This window comes from Pseudorhodobacter sp. MZDSW-24AT, from assembly GCF_002794355.1.
In the GTDB taxonomy this organism is placed as follows: domain Bacteria; phylum Pseudomonadota; class Alphaproteobacteria; order Rhodobacterales; family Rhodobacteraceae; genus Pseudotabrizicola.
On the sequence record NZ_PGOI01000002.1, the window covers coordinates 89,901 to 105,603 of the forward strand.

The 15,703-nt window shown below is 60.7% G+C and carries 16 protein-coding genes; 10 read left to right on the forward strand and 6 right to left on the reverse strand.

What is annotated here, in order from left to right; all coding sequences use genetic code 11:
* Positions 1-39 precede the first annotated feature (39 nt).
* Positions 40-303 carry an acyl carrier protein gene (locus CUR21_RS02095; RefSeq protein ID WP_100195367.1) on the forward strand — a complete coding sequence of 88 codons (264 nt, stop codon included), beginning with the start codon at positions 40-42 and terminating at the stop codon, positions 301-303.
* Between the two features lie 6 nt (positions 304-309).
* Entirely contained in the window at positions 310-1,512 is a 1,203-nt protein-coding gene (locus CUR21_RS02100) for a beta-ketoacyl synthase (RefSeq protein WP_100195368.1), read from the forward strand.
* Positions 1,513-1,564: 52 nt separating this feature from the next.
* On the opposite strand, the gene CUR21_RS02105 is transcribed toward CUR21_RS02100, so the two are convergent.
* A complete protein-coding gene (locus CUR21_RS02105; RefSeq protein WP_100195606.1) occupies positions 1,565-2,173 on the reverse strand; it encodes an invasion associated locus B family protein in 609 nt (202 codons plus the stop codon).
* Between the two features lie 165 nt (positions 2,174-2,338).
* On the opposite strand from CUR21_RS02105, the gene CUR21_RS02110 reads away from it, so the two are divergent.
* Both CUR21_RS02110 and CUR21_RS02115 read left to right on the forward strand, forming a co-directional pair.
* Positions 2,339-2,524 carry a hypothetical protein gene (locus CUR21_RS02110; RefSeq protein WP_100195369.1) on the forward strand — a complete coding sequence of 62 codons (186 nt, stop codon included), beginning with the start codon at positions 2,339-2,341 and terminating at the stop codon, positions 2,522-2,524.
* A gap of 187 nt (positions 2,525-2,711) precedes the next feature.
* The gene (locus tag CUR21_RS02115; RefSeq protein ID WP_232622654.1) at positions 2,712-4,280 is read left to right on the forward strand and encodes a helicase HerA-like domain-containing protein; all 1,569 of its coding nucleotides are present in this window, start codon (positions 2,712-2,714) and stop codon (positions 4,278-4,280) included.
* Between the two features lie 36 nt (positions 4,281-4,316).
* Here CUR21_RS02115 and CUR21_RS02120 read toward each other — a convergent pair whose 3' ends face one another.
* From CUR21_RS02120 to CUR21_RS02135, 4 genes are read right to left on the reverse strand one after another with little or no spacing between them, the layout of a single operon-like run.
* Entirely contained in the window at positions 4,317-5,621 is a 1,305-nt protein-coding gene (locus tag CUR21_RS02120) for an HlyC/CorC family transporter (protein WP_100195371.1), read from the reverse strand.
* A gap of 60 nt (positions 5,622-5,681) precedes the next feature.
* Positions 5,682-6,635: a site-specific tyrosine recombinase XerD gene (locus tag CUR21_RS02125; RefSeq protein ID WP_100195372.1), complete on the reverse strand. Its 954-nt coding sequence runs from the start codon at positions 6,633-6,635 to the stop codon at positions 5,682-5,684.
* Complete coding sequence (locus CUR21_RS02130) at positions 6,632-8,194, reverse strand: hypothetical protein (protein WP_100195373.1); 1,563 nt, start codon at positions 8,192-8,194, stop codon at positions 6,632-6,634. The genes CUR21_RS02125 and CUR21_RS02130 overlap by 4 nt, the downstream gene beginning before the upstream one ends.
* Positions 8,184-8,360 carry a hypothetical protein gene (locus tag CUR21_RS02135; protein ID WP_157791917.1) on the reverse strand — a complete coding sequence of 59 codons (177 nt, stop codon included), beginning with the start codon at positions 8,358-8,360 and terminating at the stop codon, positions 8,184-8,186. Before CUR21_RS02135 ends, CUR21_RS02130 begins: the two co-directional genes overlap by 11 nt.
* Positions 8,361-8,572: 212 nt before the next feature.
* Between CUR21_RS02135 and CUR21_RS02140 the strand changes: the two genes are divergently transcribed.
* Complete coding sequence (locus CUR21_RS02140) at positions 8,573-9,121, forward strand: shikimate kinase (protein WP_255413769.1); 549 nt, start codon at positions 8,573-8,575, stop codon at positions 9,119-9,121.
* Positions 9,118-10,233: a 3-dehydroquinate synthase gene (gene aroB / locus CUR21_RS02145; RefSeq protein WP_100195375.1), complete on the forward strand. Its 1,116-nt coding sequence runs from the start codon at positions 9,118-9,120 to the stop codon at positions 10,231-10,233. The genes CUR21_RS02140 and aroB overlap by 4 nt, the downstream gene beginning before the upstream one ends.
* A 60-nt stretch (positions 10,234-10,293) precedes the next feature.
* On the opposite strand, the gene CUR21_RS02150 is transcribed toward aroB, so the two are convergent.
* Entirely contained in the window at positions 10,294-10,491 is a 198-nt protein-coding gene (locus tag CUR21_RS02150) for a hypothetical protein (protein ID WP_100195376.1), read from the reverse strand.
* Positions 10,492-10,790: 299 nt separating this feature from the next.
* On the opposite strand from CUR21_RS02150, the gene CUR21_RS02155 reads away from it, so the two are divergent.
* The 4 genes from CUR21_RS02155 (at position 10,791) to CUR21_RS02170 (ending at position 15,701) form a co-directional block, all read left to right on the forward strand.
* A complete protein-coding gene (locus CUR21_RS02155; RefSeq protein WP_100195608.1) occupies positions 10,791-12,593 on the forward strand; it encodes a site-specific integrase in 1,803 nt (600 codons plus the stop codon).
* A gap of 78 nt (positions 12,594-12,671) precedes the next feature.
* On the forward strand, positions 12,672-13,883 hold the full coding sequence (locus tag CUR21_RS02160) for a phage portal protein (RefSeq protein ID WP_100195377.1): 1,212 nt from the start codon (positions 12,672-12,674) through the stop codon (positions 13,881-13,883).
* A complete protein-coding gene (locus CUR21_RS02165) occupies positions 13,876-14,202 on the forward strand; it encodes a gene transfer agent family protein (protein ID WP_100195378.1) in 327 nt (108 codons plus the stop codon). The genes CUR21_RS02160 and CUR21_RS02165 overlap by 8 nt, the downstream gene beginning before the upstream one ends.
* Complete coding sequence (locus CUR21_RS02170) at positions 14,199-15,701, forward strand: phage major capsid protein (RefSeq protein ID WP_100195379.1); 1,503 nt, start codon at positions 14,199-14,201, stop codon at positions 15,699-15,701. The genes CUR21_RS02165 and CUR21_RS02170 overlap by 4 nt, the downstream gene beginning before the upstream one ends.
* Positions 15,702-15,703 lie beyond the last annotated feature (2 nt).

A 15,703-nucleotide genomic window follows, 5' to 3' on the forward strand; every position in this document is an offset into this window, starting at 1 on the left:
GGCTTTCTATACGTCTCTCGAACAGGAAGGAATGACCGCATGACACAGACCGCGCAGACCATCATCGGGATCATTGCCGAGAAGGCGCTTCTCCAGCCTGAGGATCTGAGCTTGGAGACAAGGCTTGATAGTCTTGCTCTGGACAGTCTGGCCATGGTCGAACTGGTGTTCGCCTTGGAAGAGGCTTTTGATATTTCCGTGCCTTTCAACGCGAATGAACCGGGAAGCGAAGGGTTTGATCTGTCATCGGTGGGCGCGATCATCGCTGCGGTCGAGGGGCTCGTTTCCCAAAAGGCTGCCTGACTCTCGATGCCAAGAGTTGTGATCACAGGCGCGGGCACCATCAATGCCCTTGGCCATGACCTGCGCGCGACCTACGAGGCTTTTGCCAATGGCCGGGGGGGGATCGGTCCGCTTGATATTCCCGATGTCGACAGGTTGACGAACCGGGTGGGCGCGCAGGTGCGCAATTGGACCGCGACCGAGCATTTCGATCTGCGCGGGCTTAGTCTTTATGACAGGACGACACAGTTTGCCTTGTGGTCTGCCCGGCAGGCGGTGGCGCAATCTGGCTTGGAGTTTGATGACGCTTTGGCCTTGCGCGCGGGCGTGGTGCTGGGAACGGCGGGCGGCGGCTTGGGAACCATCGACGACAGTTACCGCGCCGTTTACGGAGAGGGCAAGAACCGGGTGCATCCGCTGACGGTGCCACGCCTGATGGCAAGCGCCGCGGTCAGCCATATCAGCATGACCTACGGGCTGCGCGGACCAGCCTTTTCGGTGTCGACCGCCTGTGCAAGTTCCAATCATGCGATGGGGCTGGCCTATCAGATGGTGCGTTCGGGGGCCGCGCCGGTGATGTTGACCGGTGGCGCCGAGGCGATGCTGACCTTTGGCGGGCTGAAGGCGTGGGAAGGGCTGCGCGTGATGTCGCCAGAGGCGTGTCGGCCATTCTCGGCAGATCGAAATGGCATGGTGCAAGGCGAAGGTGCGGCGGTGTTCGTCTTTGAAGCCTATAAGCACGCAAAGGCGCGGGGGGCCAACATCTTGGCCGAGGTCGTCGGCTTTTCCATGTGTGCGGATGCACATGATATCGTGATGCCTGCCACCGATGGCGCCCTACGCGCGATGCGCGGCGCTTTGCAAGATGCGGGCATCGGCCCCGGGCAGGTGGGCTATATCAACGCCCATGGCACGGGCACCAAGGCCAATGATGCGAATGAAGCGGCCGCGATCCGGGAGGTGTTCGGCCCGGCGCCGCCGCCTGTTTCCTCGACCAAGGCGGCCCATGGGCATGTGATCGGCGGCACCGGTGCGGTGGAGGCGCTGGCCTGTCTGATGGCTCTGCAAGAGGGCGTGATTGCCCCCACATTGGGTTTTCGCCAAGCCGATCCAGATTGCGCGCTTGACGTGGTGGCCAACACGGCGCGTGAAGCGCGGGTGGATGTGGCCCTGTCAAATGCATTTGCTTTTGGGGGCTTGAACGCAGTGCTGGTGTTCCGCCGCATGTAAAAAGGCCGCGCCCGAACGGGCGCGGCCTTGAGGCTGGCGGACTTGACGCCTTTTAAGGATTGGTGGCCGAGACGGCGGTGTATCCTGCGGTAAAGCCCTTGAGCGACAGGTCCACGTTGACTTTCTGATCCGGCGCCACCACCGGAACGATGGTCAGAACCGCCTTGGCCCCGCGTTTGAACTGTTCCACTTCTGCGGCGGTAAAGCCGATCCGCGCCACGCAGCCGATCGATGAGCAGAAGGTGAAGGGGTAAACCTTAGGGGCGGCACTGTCGACGGTCATCACCAGATTTTCGGTCAGAAGGGTTTCCAGTGGGACGATCACGGTTGCGCCTGCGGCAGCCTGCCCGCCTGCAGGCAGGTTGAACATGCTGAACTCGGCCACCGCGTTGTTTTCGCTGTCCAGCAGAAGCTGATACAGCTGGCAGGGATCAGAGCCATCCTCGGTGCGGATGCAGCGCTGTTCCCACGCCTCGAACTTGGCCTCGACGTAAGAGCTGCCAACACCATCATTGGCAGCGGGCTGACCCTCTGCGCCCACTTCGGTGCCCATGGCCAGACCTGCGTCGGATGGCGCATCCGCCGTTACCGTCGTGTCGGGAGTTTGAGGCGCCGGGGCCGCTGCATCTTGCGCCCAGGCTGCGCCCGAAGTGCAGGCCATGAAAAGGGCAAGTGCGAAGGACTTGGAGAAAGTCGGGGTCGTTGCAAAGGTCATGTCACGTCCATATGTCGCTTGGTGGCTCGCGCCGCTGGCGCTGCTCTACCATGTCAGGCCGGACCTGTCAGGTCCCAAAAGCGTGACCCGCGCAGGGGACGGAAGGGCAGGATGGGTGCGTGCAACAGCGCGGCCATCCGCGCCGCGCAAAATGAAAAAGGGCCGGTGAACCAGCCCTTTTTCACGTTTGTTATTTTGCTCCCTGTCGGACTGGCCGACTTCATGGCGCTGACGCTACGGCGGAATTTTGCAGGCGTCAACCGGGAATCTGTTCACGCTTTCGCCTGTAAAACATGAGGATCAGGCGCAGGATTTGGCTGTTTGGGCCGGTGCGTCCGACCAGATGTGGGGCAGGACAGGGGGCACCGCGACGTTGCACAATGGAGGTGTGGATGGACACTGGCATCATAAGGCGAAAATTGTAAGGTGACATGATCTGCGCCCCAGACTGGCGCCGTGCATGTGCGCAACAGGGAGACGTTTTGTGTCGGAAGAGCCTTCGATTTTTGTGGGTGGTGGTGGACCAGATTATGGCGTGCCGCAAAGCCTGTTGCTGGGATATGGCAATCGCCACGGTCTGATTGCCGGTGCCACCGGGACCGGGAAGACGATCACCTTGCAGATCCTTGCAGAGGGATTTTCCGCGGCCGGGGTGCCGGTGTTCCTGTCTGACGTGAAGGGCGATCTTTCCGGCCTCGCCGCTGCGGGATCGGCGACGGGCAAGCTTCACGAGCCTTTCATGAAGCGCGCTGCGACCATTGGACTGGATCTGACGTATCAGGCCTTTCCAGTCACCTTCTGGGACCTGTTCGGCGCGCAGGGACATCCGATCCGCGCGACGGTGGCCGAGATGGGACCGCTGCTTCTGGCACGACTGCTGGAACTGACAGAGGCGCAGGAAGGGGTGCTGAATGTCGCTTTCCGATTGGCGGATGAAGAAGAATTGCCGCTGCTCGACTTGAAGGATCTTCAAGCGCTGCTGGTGTTCATTGCCGAAAACGCGGCTGCCATTTCGGCGCGGTATGGTTTGGTGGCATCCGCGTCGATCGGGGCGATCCAGCGACGGCTTTTGGTGCTGGAAAATCAGGGGGGAACCGCGTTCTTTGGCGAACCCGCGCTGGATCTGGAGGATCTGATGCAGCGCGATCCGGACGGCCGCGGCCGGATCAATATTCTGGCCTCAGACAAACTGATGCACAGCCCACGGCTTTATGCGACCTTCTTGCTTTGGCTGTTGTCGGAGCTTTTTGAAAGCCTGCCCGAGGTGGGAGATCCGGAAAAACCGAAGCTGGTCTTCTTTTTCGACGAGGCGCATCTGCTTTTTGCGGACGCACCGCGCGCGCTTGTGCAGAAGGTGGAGCAAGTGGCACGGCTGATCCGGTCGAAAGGGGTGGGCGTGTATTTCATCACCCAAAACCCTGCTGATGTGCCGGAAAACATCCTTGGGCAATTGGGCAATCGGGTGCAGCACGCCCTGCGCGCCTTTACCGCAAAGGATCAGAAGGATCTGCGCTTGGCCGCACAGACCTATCGAGACAATCCCGATTTCAAGACCGAGGACGCGATCCGGGAGGTCGGCACCGGAGAGGCTGTCACCTCTTTGCTGGAGCGCAAAGGCATTCCGGGTGTCGTCCAGCGCACCCTGATCCGCCCCCCCAGCAGTCAGGTCGGACCGATTGATCCGGCCTTGCGGGCGCAGCTTATGGTGATGTCGCCGTTGAAGGGAAAGTATGACACGCTGATTGACCGCGACAGCGCTTATGAGCGTCTGCGCGCGCGCGAACAGAAAGCGGCGGCAGAGGCGGCCGCCCAAGCCGAGGTTGCGCCGCCGCGCCAAGGGCAAACCGATCTGCGCCCCGAGAGCGAAGGGTTCAACCGGGGGCGGCGCTACGATGGCGCCCCGAGCAATCCGTCCCCGCGCCCCACCGCCACGCGGCGCAGCAGCGATTCCGTCGGCGAAGCGTTTGCCAAAAGCTTTGCGCGCCAGCTTGGATCCCGCACAGGCCAAGCCATCGTGCGCGGCGTGTTGGGGTCGCTGTTCAAAAAGCGCTGACGGCAAGATCGGGCAGGATGATCCTGCCCGATCCCCTTACAACGGGCGCATCTTCAGTTTGACGATGCGATTTTCGCGTTTCTGCACCACTTCAAAGCGGAAGCCGTGAAAACTGAAAGCCTGACCCTCATTCGGGATCATCTGTGCCTCGTGGATCACAAGACCCGCGATGGTATTGGCCTCGTCATCGGGGAGGTTCCAGTCCATCGCCCGGTTCAGGTCGCGAATGGTCATCTGGCCTTCGACCAGAAAATCGCCATTCTCGGCGCGCTTCAGCGCCGATTCCTTATGAACGACATCGAATTCATCGGTGATCTCGCCGACGATTTCCTCCAGAATGTCCTCAAGCGTGATAAGACCTTGCAGACCGCCATATTCGTCGACGACCAAGGCAAAATGTGTGCGCCGCTTCAGGAATTCGCGCATCTGTTCATCAAGGGCCGTGGTGTCGGGGATGAAATAGGGTTTCATCGCCACTTTGACGATGTCGAGATCCTTCAAAGAGCCCAGCGTGCCATCTGCGGTGCGCAACAGCCGGTCCACCTCGCGCAGCAGGTCCTTGGCATGGACCACGCCCAAGATATTTTCCTCGTCGTCACGAAACAGCGGCAGGCGGGTATGGGGCGAGGCCAGAACCTTGGTCAGAATTTGATCGGGTGACAGGTCGGCATCCAGCATCTCTATGTGGCGACGGTGGCGCATGATTTCATCGACCGTCCGGCTGCCCAGATCCAGCGCGCCAAGCAGACGGTCGCGATCTTCTTTTTCCACCGCACCCTCGGAATGCCCCAAGGCGATGGCACCGACGATTTCTTCGCGCAAAGCCAAGATTTTGCCTTCGGGATCCGCACGAACCCCAAAGATCCGCAGCACGCCGCGCACAAGAATACGCACGACGGTGACGACTGGCGAAAAGATCACGATGAGCAGGCGAATGATGGGGGCCACGCGGGTTGCCACACCTTCCGGAAAGGTGATGGCCAGCGTTTTGGGGAGCACTTCCCCGAAGATCAGCACAAGGATGGTCATGCCCAGCGTTGCAAACGCCACCCCGGAGTCACCAAAAACCCGTGTCAGCAAGGCTGTGGCCAGCGAGGCCGAAAGGATGTTGACCACATTGTTGCCAAGCAGGATCGCCCCGATCATCCGCTCGTTGTCTTCGGTGACCTTCATCGCCGACTGCGCGCCGCGCGATCCTTTGTCGGCCAAAGTCTTCAACTTGGCCCGTGATGCCGCCGTCAGGGCCGTTTCGGACCCGGAAAAGAACGAGGACAGCACAAGCAGACACAAAATTCCCGCGGCGGTCAGCCAAAAGGCAGAGTCGAGGGCAGAATTTTCCATTGTGATGATTTTTCCGTTAAAGTGGAGGTCCGACGTTTATGAAAGCAGAGCGGCAGCGGATCAAGAACTCTTGCCCGGTTTTGCCAGCGGGTGATGCGTCAGAACCAAGGATTTCAAATGATCGTCAAGCACATGCGTGTAAATTTCCGTGGTGGAGAGATCCGCATGCCCCAGCAAGGTCTGGATGACACGCAGATCCGCACCCCCCGCCAGCAGATGTGTCGCGAAGGCATGACGTAAGGCGTGCGGCGTGACGCGCGCGGGAGACACACCGGCCGCGATGGCAAGCGACTTCAGCATAAGGTGCACATGTTGCCGGGTCAGATGACCCTCGGCCCCCGGACCGGGGAACAGCGCGCGCGAAGGCGGGTGTCCTGCCAGCCGCGCTGCATCTTCGGCCTGATCGCGCAGGGATAACCATTCCGCCAATGCCGCGCGCGCTGGCCCGGAAAGGGGCACCATGCGCTCTTTGCCGCCTTTGCCGCGCACAAGGATCATGCGCGGGTCACCCCGCGCAGCCGAAACCGGAAGGCTCACCAGTTCGGTCACCCGCATGCCGGTGGCATAGACCAGTTCCAGAACTGCCGTGTTGCGGACCCGCTCCGTGGGGTTGCGCCCATGGCTGCGCACTGCCTCCAGCAAGCGTGATACGTCATCCCGACTTAAGGCATCTGGGAGCCGCTGAACCGCACCCGGCCCCTTGATGCGAATGGCCGGATTGTCTGCGCGCCACCCTTCCTCATGTGCAAAGCGGAACAATTGCCGGATCGACGACAGGCGCCGCGCCCGGGTGGCCTTGGACAAGCCATTCGCATCGCAAGACACGAGATACGCTTCGACATCCTCGCGCGTCACTGTGGCAAAGATGATGCCACGATGGGCGACCCAATCGGCGAAATCTTTCAAATCACGGCCATAGGCCAATTGCGTGTTTCGCGCGGCGTCGAGCTCTGCGGAATGGGCTTCCAGAAAGGCAGAGATCCATCGTTCGGATTGGGCAGGCGGATTGGTCATCCGCGCCGTTCCAGCAACATCAGCTCCAGCGCGGTCTGTCGTGCCGTGTTCTCAAGCCCAATATGGCGCAGAAAGGCCAAACCGTCGGTGACGCCCGACAGATCGCCTTGCACGCCACGTCCGATTTTTTCGATGGCAAGAAGGATGGCTTCTCCCATGCGCTTTTGGTCCATCAAGGCCGCGAATTCTGGCGCGGTGCCGGGGTGCAAGAAGGCGGGCGCGATGGCGCGGCCCAAGGTGTCGGGCGGGATCGCGCCCCCAAGGGAACCCGTGGCGAGCCCGATCAGGAACGCCTCGCGCGGGCTCCGCGCGGTGCGGGCCTTCGCATGGTTTTCATAGTCGGGGGACAAAAGGCCAAGCTCAAAGGCGATGCGATCCGCGTCTCCCGTGAGAGGGAGGCGTGACAGCTGCTCGGCAAACAGGGTTGCAAAAGGCACCTCCAGCTCGGCCTCGGTCATGCGCGCCCAAGCGGCGGGCAGGCTTTGCGCGACCGCACCCGGATCGCCCGCGCGCAGTGCAGTTTCGAAGCGCTGGAAGGCTTCTACTCTGTCCCACACTCCGCCCGAAGCGGCGGGCAGACGCTCGGTGTAGAGCCCCAGCAAGACATTGGGGGCAATCACTCCGGCCCGCGCAAGGCGTTCAGCCGATTCGATCTGGCTTTTCCAGCCTGCGGTATCGCGCAGCTCGGCATGCGCAAAGGCAAGGGGCAGCGTTGCGGTGGACTGCGGCTCGCCAATTGCTTCAAACATCCGCCATGCCAAGGGAGTCATCCGTGCGGGGATAGGGGGCAGGGCGTCGCCTTCGTACAGGTCGGGGTCCAAAAAGCGGGACAGCAGGGAATCTTCTTCCTCGGTCACATATCCCAAGGCCTGCGCCGTGCGCAGCGTCAGGGCCGCAGCGTTCCAATCCCCCGAGCGTGCCACACAGAATATGCGTGCTGGAAAGGTGGGCGCCAGATTGGGCGTTGCCTGCATCGCCTCGCAGCCGCGCTCTTCATTTCCTGTAAGAAGCGCAACATCGAAAGCACGACGAAACAGCTCGGGATCGCCCGAGGGGGCGGCGTCCAGCAGCGCGGCTGCCTGATCCAGCGCGCCCATCGCCAGCAATCTGTCGATCCGCGCAAGAAGCAGACGCCCCTGACCCGAACTGTCGGGCGGCGGGCTCGCCTCTGCCAACATCAGCGTCATCGTCAGGGCCTGCAGCGCGGGCAAAAGATCGCTGCGATCACGCGCGATGGCCGTGCGCACCTCTTCTTCCATGGCCAAACCCCAAAGGGTGCGGGGCAGGCCCGTCGTGGCGCTGGACAAAAGACCGATGGCGTCCGGTGAGGGCGCATCCAGAACGGAAACCGCCACATCCTGCGGCAGGGCCCCGCCCGAAACAACCGGTGCCTCTGGCGGGAGGGCCGGGGTGCCAATGGCCGACCCAGCGGGGGTGGCCACCGAGCTTGACAGCCAATCAATGGCAGACAGCGGGCTGTCTTGACTTTGGGCATGGATCGGCCCGGCTGCGCAGACCAACACAATCAGCGCAGCTGTGTGGGGCAGTCTAGTCGGCATTCAGCGTCACCGGAACCGTGACTTCCGTCTGACTGGGGGACAGATCTGCCAAATAGGCATAGCCCGTCAATGCCGCAAATCCCAAGATACCCAACACAAACACCATCTTGATGAGACGTCCCACCATGTCTTCCTGCCCTTCCAGCCCGATATTTCTGCGCACCACGGGTTTACCCCGCCGTTATGACGCAGTGTTTTTGGCGAGTGTCGCCGCGCCTTGGCCCTTGTGGGCCGCTATCGCCACGATCTTGCGCGCGATTATATATGGCATTCGCAGCGAGTTCACGCCATGAACAAAAAAATGCGCGTGATGCGGGCAAAAGCTTGCTCGCAGACGGTGGGACAGGTCTGACAGGGCCATCAAGCGAAGGAGGCAACGTGGCACGCCTGAAAAAGACGGTCGCCATGGTGGGGATGATGGGCGCGGGCAAGACCGCGGTCGGGACGGCACTTGCCACAGCGCTCGGGGTGCCTTTCGTCGATTCGGATGAAGAAATCGTGCGCGCGGCCAGTCGCTCGATCGCCGAGATTTTTGAGCGCGATGGCGAGCCGTTTTTTCGTGCGCGGGAAACCGAGGTTCTGGCACGTCTGCTGCGTGGCCCCGCCTGCATCCTGTCGACAGGGGGAGGGGCCTATTTGTCCGAGACCAACCGCCAGCTGATCTCTGACACAGGCGTTGCCGTCTGGTTGCGGGCCGATGTGGATCTGTTGTGGAGCCGAGTGCGGCACAAGACCACCCGGCCTTTGCTGCGCACCGCCAATCCGCGAGAAACGCTGCGCGCCCTGTATGAGGCGCGGGTGCCAAGTTATGCAAAAGCCGATCTGACGGTGGATTCAAGTCCTGATCTGTCGATCGAGGATATGGCAACCCAAGTGATTCAGGCGCTGCGCACGCGCCCCGACGTCTTGGAAGGAGAAGCGCTATGACACTTGATGTGGTGCCCGTTGATCTGGGCGCGCGCAGCTATGAGGTGCGGATCGGGCCGGGGCTGATCGACGCGGCAGGCGCGCAGGTCAGGCCGTTTTTGCGGCGGCGCAAGGTCGCGGTGGTGACGGATGAAACCGTCGCCGCGCTTCATTTGCAGCGCTTGCTCGACTCGTTCGCCGCCGAAGGGATCGAGGCCACGGCGCTTGCCCTGCCGGCAGGCGAAAGCACCAAAGGCTGGCCTGATTTCGCCCGCACCACGGAATGGCTGTTGGAGCAGAAAATCGAGCGCCGCGATCTGGTGATCGCCTTTGGTGGCGGTGTGATCGGTGATCTGGCGGGTTTTGCTGCGGCTGTCTTGCGGCGGGGCGTGCGCTTTGTGCAGATTCCCACCACCTTGCTGGCGCAGGTCGACAGCTCGGTTGGTGGCAAGACCGGCATCAACACGGCGCAGGGCAAAAATCTCGTCGGCGCGTTCCATCAACCAACCCTTGTTCTGGCTGATATCGATGTATTGGCTTCGCTGCCCGACCGAGACTTTCTGGCAGGCTATGGCGAGGTGGTGAAATACGGTCTTTTGGGGGACGCCGCGTTCTTCGAATGGCTCGAAGCTCATGCGCCCAGGATCGCGCAAGATGCCTCCTTGCGACAATATGCGGTGCGCCGGTCCGTCGAGATGAAGGCTGGGATCGTCAGCCGCGACGAGACCGAAGAGGGTGAGCGTGCCTTGCTGAACCTTGGCCATACCTTCTGTCACGCTTTGGAAAAGGCCACCGGGTATTCCGAGCGTTTGCTGCATGGAGAAGGCGTGGCCATAGGCTGCGCGCTGGCATTCGAACTGTCACAGCGGCTGGGGCTGTGTGCGCAGGAAGCCCCAAGCCGGGTGCGCGCCCATCTGCGCGCAATGGGCACCAAGGTCGACCTGAAAGACATTGCCGGCGATTTGCCTGATGTCGATGTCCTGCTTGCGATGATGGCGCAGGATAAAAAGGTGGTCGATGGCCAGTTGCGCTTTATCCTCGCACGCGGCATCGGCGACGCCTTTGTGGCCACGGATGTTCCGACAGAAGCGGTGAAAGCCCTTCTGGCCGAAGCTTTGGCGGCAAGAGGCTGACACGGATCATGCCAAGTCCCACCATTACCCGTGGGACTTGGCCACAATCCATTGCGCGCTTCAGGTCAGGCTGGATGGCAGCGCGTCTGGCGCGATCCCGAGTGTCTTGAGTACGGCGTCATCAGGACGCCGACCGGCTTCGACCGCATTCGAGGCAGCAACAGCGGCCGAGAACATCGTGAAGGCGTCTGCAATCCGGGATAGCACAGCTTGAGTGGCAAAGGAAAAGCCCTGCACGGCTGGCGCTGACGATGACATTTGAAACTCCTGATCCTTGTCATTGGCGATGCCAAGGATCTAGGTCTCCACCCGCCATGCTGCAATGCAGCAAACGGTCTTCCCGCTATGCGCTAGGCGCATATCAAAACCGAAATAACCGGATTTCAAGCACTTGCATTTAAGAGGTGGTTGGCTGGGGCGCCAGGACATTATTACAGAATTTTCTAAGCCCTTATTTTCCTGTATGTAATTGACAAATAATATCTTTTCAAGCCATAACTGTTCCGGGCGGGTGTTCCGGAATCGTGGTCCGGATGCCTCATTTTGGAGAGATTTTCTTGGCCCGTGTTTCGTATCTTTGGCGGCGTGGTTCTGTCTACTACGCCCGTATTGACGTGCCTCTTGATCTGGTGCCGGTGCTGAAAAAGCCGACACTCAAGCTGTCATTGCATACGAAGGATGAGGCCGAAGCGAAGCGCCGCCTGCACCCGGTTATCGCCAGTTGGCTGCGCGAGTTTGAAGACCTTCGCAACCGCCGCGCGCTGGTGCCTGCTGACCGTGAGAACGCTGTTTGGGACCAATACACTGCGTCACTCGCCCGCGATGATCAGGATCGCGGGACACGACCGGGAGAGGTCGAAATAGAGGCCAAGAAAGCCGAACTGTTTGCACAGGTGGAGCGGGGCGAGATCACCGGCATTGATCCTCTGTCAGTCTTGAACGCCACGCTGGACCTGCAAGTCATGCAGAAGGCGGGCGAGATCAGCACAGAGGCGCGCAAGGCAAAGCTGGCCGATCTGAAAAAGCACTTGGCGAGGGGTGAGACTGCCCTGATCGCCCATGAGGTTGACGACTACCTACAGCGCACCGGCCTTCTGGTGCAGCGTGGAACACCTGACTGGATCAGCCTTGCCCGGCACATGATGCGGGCCGAGATAGAGGCGCTACAGCGCACCCTTGAGCGCGACCGGGGCGACTACACCGGCCAGCCCGCTGACCCTCTGGTGAAGCCTGCCACGGGCCTGCGCCGCGAAGTTGCCAAGCCCGGCGAAACCATCATGGAAGTTTTCGAGATTTTCGCCCGTGAGAATAGAAACGGCGTTGCTAAGGATCGCATAGATCAGTCACGGCGCGATATTGGCACCTTCATAGACGTGGTAGGGGCCAGCTTCCCCCTTTCCAAGATCACGAAAGTTGAAGTGCGCACTTGGAAACAGCTTCTGGTCAAGTATCCGGTCAAGGCCACTGAAACCAAAGTCTTTGCTGGCATGAACATTCACCAGATCATCAAGGCGAACGAAAAGGTGGGCAAGCCCGTGCTGGCTGACAGGACGGTGAACCGCTACCTATCCAGCCTTGGCGCATTCCTGTCATGGGCGGTTGATCAGGGCTATCTGACTGTCAATCCGACCGAAGGGCTGATGTTGAAGAAGGAAGCCAAGGCAGAGACTTTGCCTTTCAATACGGAACAGCTGACCAAGCTATTCAACTCGCCTTGGTTCACCGGCTGTAAAAGCGCAGATGAATGGCGCAACGTGGCAAAGCCCGGTGATGTGTTGATCAGAGATCACCGCTTTTGGGTGCCGCTGATCATGCTGTTCTCTGGGGCGCGACCCGGTGAGATCGGCCAGCTTGCGGTTTCAGTTGTTCGGGAACAGCATGGGCAATGGATCATGCACATCACGACCGAAGGCGACGACACCGATCAAGGGAAGTCGGTGAAGACCGGCGGTTCAATGCGCGTGGTTCCGGTTCACCCTGAACTGATCCGGCTTGGTTTTATCCGCTACCATGAGAAGCGCGTGAAAGAGGGCGGGGCCTCATTGTTTCCCGGCGCGGTTCGCAATGCGCGCGGGCAGATGATGGCAGATGTATCGCGCGAGTTCGGGCGGTATCTGACCAAGATCGGATTAAAAGAGGGCAGGGGCCTTAGCCTCTATTCTTTCCGCCATGGTGCAGCCGATGCTTTGCGCAGGGGTGGTTTCTTGGATCAGCAATTCGGTTTCATCCTTGGACATGCTGAACAGACCATGACCGGAAAATATGGCATCATGCCTCAAGGGATGCTTGAGCAACGGGTGGAACTGGTGAACGCCATTGCTTATCCGAAGTTGAATCTGGATCACCTTATTACGTTATAACATAACAAACCTCTTGAACCCTGATTCCACCTGTGAGATTCTTGGCACATTACCGAGTGTCCGAATTTCCGGTGTTGTGTGTTTCAGAGTGTTGTTGAGCGGTTCAAATATACCTTTGGTCCAAAGCCAGAGGCGAAATCCTTTACCCTGACCGATCCCGAAGCCTTTCAGCTTTTCGGTATCACGGGAACGGGGGCCGGTGTTTCGATCGGCCCCCGCTCTGCCATGAAAGTTCCGGCTGTCGCCTGTGCGGTGTCGCTGATCGCCGAAACAGCGGGCAGCTTGCCTGCCAAGGTCTATGACCGCGACACGCGCGAGAACGTCAAAGATCATCCGGCCTATACGCTGATCCATGATGAGGCCAACCCTTGGACCAGTGCCGAGGCGCTGCGCGTCCAGATCACGACCGACGCTCTGTTGCACGGCCATGGCTTTGCGTTTGTCGTGCGCAATGATGCGGGCGCACCGCTTGAACTGCACCGGCTTGAGCCGACCGCTGTTCAGGTGGACACGCTGGCCGATGGTGAGCCGTCCTACATCGTCGCCTTTGATGACGCCAAGCGCACGGTGCCGTTCCAAGACATTCTGCACCTGAGCGCCTTCGGTGGTATCGCCCCGATCAAGCTGGGTCATGAGGCCATCGGACTGGCCCTGTCATTTGAAGCCCATATCGCCAAGCTGTTCGCCAACGGTGGCAAGCCCGGCGGTATCCTCAAGAGCGAAAAGGCGCTTGGGGATGAGGCGAAGACGAAGCTGGCCGCAAGCTGGACCGCCGCCCATGGCGCTGGCCGGTCTGGTGGCACTGCCATTCTGGATGAGGGCATGTCGTTTGAGACTGTCACCATGACACTGACCGATGCGCAGTTCGCGGAAAATCGCCTTGAGCAAATCCGCGAGATCGCCCGCGTGTTCCGGGTGCCGCCGACGATGCTGTTTGAGCTGACCCGTGGCACTTGGTCCAACACCGAAGAGATGGCCCGGCAGTTCCTACAGGTGACGCTCAAGCCGTGGCTGTCGTCATGGGCTTGGGCTTACGCGCGCTGCCTGCTGACACCAGAGGAACGCAAGCGCCTGTATATCGAGTTCGTCACCGACGATCTGTTGACCACCACTGCCGCCGCCCGTGCGACCGCATACGGCCAATACCGCGCCATGGGGGCGATGACTGCGAATGAAGTGCGCAGCGGTCTGAACCTGCCCCCGATGGCTGATGGCAACGCGCTGCAAAACCCCTTCACCACGACCAGCGCCACGCCTGCGCCATCCCAAGAGGAACCCCAAGATGACTGACCAGATCACGCACCGCGCTTTCTTCGGTGACGGTGAACACGCCTTTACGCTGACCGATCCGATGCTGGCCGAACTTGAGCGCCTGACCGGCCTTGGTGTCGGTGCGCTGTATTTGCAGCTGGTGAACATGGCCTATCCGGCCACGATCTTGATCGAGATCATCCGGCTGGGTTTGATCGGCGCTGGCACCACCCCTGAGACCGCCAAGCGCCTGTGCGCCACCTACGCCGCCAACCGCCCGCTGTCCGAGACCTTCCCGCTGGCTTTTGAGATCATGGAAGCGCGCTGGTCTGGCAAGGCGGAACAGGTGGCCGCATGACCGACCGCCTAGAGTTCAAGGCCACGCTGTCAGTCACCGACGCGGGCGAGATCACCGGCCTTGCGTGGCCGTTTGGTTCGCCCGACCGGGTGGGTGATGTGATCGAGAAAGGCGCATTCGCCGCCCCGGCCTCATTGCCCATGCTCTTCGCCCATGACCAAGGCCAAGTGATCGGCGTTTGGGATGAGATCGCGGAAAGCCCCGAAGGTCTGACCGTCAAGGGCAAGCTCTTGGTGGATGACGTGGAACGCGCCCGCGAAGTGCGCGCCATGATCCGCGCGGGGGCTGTCTCTGGCCTGTCTATCGGCTTTGTCACCAGATCGGCGAAGCGACACGCAAAGGGGCGCACGATCAGCGCCCTTGATCTGCATGAAATCTCTGTTGTCGCTGTCCCGGCCCATCCGGGCGCACAGATTACCTCTATTAAATCCAATGTATTGCACAAGGAACTTACCGTGGAACTTGAAGAAACCCAAACCCCGGCCAATGCGCCGCACATCGACACCAAAGCCTTTGAAAGCGTTCTGGCCCGTCTGGACAAGATCGAGGCCAAAGGCAACCGGCCCGGTGCGCCTGCCATTGTTCAGGGCGCTGCCGAGAGCAAAGCCTTTGTCAGCTTTCTGCAAGGTGCTGACTTTGACAAAAAGGCGCTGACCGTCGCGGCTGATGCCCCGGCCTATGTGCTGGCACCGGAGGAAACGTCGGGCGAGTTCATCCGCAATCTGGTGGAGTTCAGCCCGATCCGCGCCATCGCTGACGTGCGCACGACCGGCAGCCATACGATCCTTCTGCCCAAGCGCACCGGTATCACGAATGCTGTCTGGGTAGGCGAGACGACCGCCCGCACCGCCAGCGAACCGACATTCGATCAAATGCAGATCGAAGTGAAAGAGGTCGCAACCTTTGTTCCGCTTTCGCTGCGTATGCTGGAAGATTCCAGCAACGTGGAGGCCGAGGTGCGCCTTGCGCTGGCCGAAGACTTTGGCGCGAAAGAGGCGCTGTCGTTCGTCAAGGGAACTACGGCTGTTGAACCGCAGGGTTACATGACCGCCGCCGGTATCGCCGAGACGAACAACGGACACGCCACCACGCTTTCCGCTGATGCGCTGATCCGGCTGATGTATGCCATGCCCGCGACCTATCGCAGCCGAGGGTCTTGGGTGATGAATGGCACCACACTTGCGGTGATCCGCACCCTCAAGGACGGGAACGGCAACTATTTGTGGCAGCCGTCCTATCAGGCAGGCCAGCCGGAAACGATCCTTGGTCGCCCGGTGGTGGAAGCCAAAGACATGCCGGATATCGCCGCCGGTGCCACGCCCATCATCTTCGGTGACTTCAAGGCGGGCTACCGCATCTATGACCGCATTGCGCTGGACGTCCTGCCCGATCTGTTGACGCAGCGGATCAACGGGATTGCCTTGTTCCACGCCCGCCGCCGGGTGGGTGCAGGCGTGGTGCGCACCGATGTGTTCCGCAAGCTGAAAATGGCTGCGTAAGG

Excerpts from the sequence above, each read along its gene's own strand:
- CUR21_RS02150 (WP_100195376.1), bottom strand. The coding sequence starts at position 10,491 with ATGTCATCGTCAGCGCCAGCCGTGCAGGGCTTTTCCTTTGCCACTCAA.
- CUR21_RS02095 (WP_100195367.1), top strand. The coding sequence starts at position 40 with ATGACACAGACCGCGCAGACCATCATCGGGATCATTGCCGAGAAGGCG.
- CUR21_RS02165 (WP_100195378.1), top strand. The coding sequence starts at position 13,876 with ATGACTGACCAGATCACGCACCGCGCTTTCTTCGGTGACGGTGAACAC.
- aroB (WP_100195375.1), top strand. The coding sequence starts at position 9,118 with ATGACACTTGATGTGGTGCCCGTTGATCTGGGCGCGCGCAGCTATGAG.
- CUR21_RS02105 (WP_100195606.1), bottom strand. The coding sequence starts at position 2,173 with ATGGCCTGCACTTCGGGCGCAGCCTGGGCGCAAGATGCAGCGGCCCCG.
- CUR21_RS02120 (WP_100195371.1), bottom strand. The coding sequence starts at position 5,621 with ATGGAAAATTCTGCCCTCGACTCTGCCTTTTGGCTGACCGCCGCGGGA.
- CUR21_RS02110 (WP_100195369.1), top strand. The coding sequence starts at position 2,339 with ATGGGTGCGTGCAACAGCGCGGCCATCCGCGCCGCGCAAAATGAAAAA.
- CUR21_RS02100 (WP_100195368.1), top strand. The coding sequence starts at position 310 with ATGCCAAGAGTTGTGATCACAGGCGCGGGCACCATCAATGCCCTTGGC.
- CUR21_RS02125 (WP_100195372.1), bottom strand. The coding sequence starts at position 6,635 with ATGACCAATCCGCCTGCCCAATCCGAACGATGGATCTCTGCCTTTCTG.
- CUR21_RS02130 (WP_100195373.1), bottom strand. The coding sequence starts at position 8,194 with ATGCCGACTAGACTGCCCCACACAGCTGCGCTGATTGTGTTGGTCTGC.
- CUR21_RS02170 (WP_100195379.1), top strand. The coding sequence starts at position 14,199 with ATGACCGACCGCCTAGAGTTCAAGGCCACGCTGTCAGTCACCGACGCG.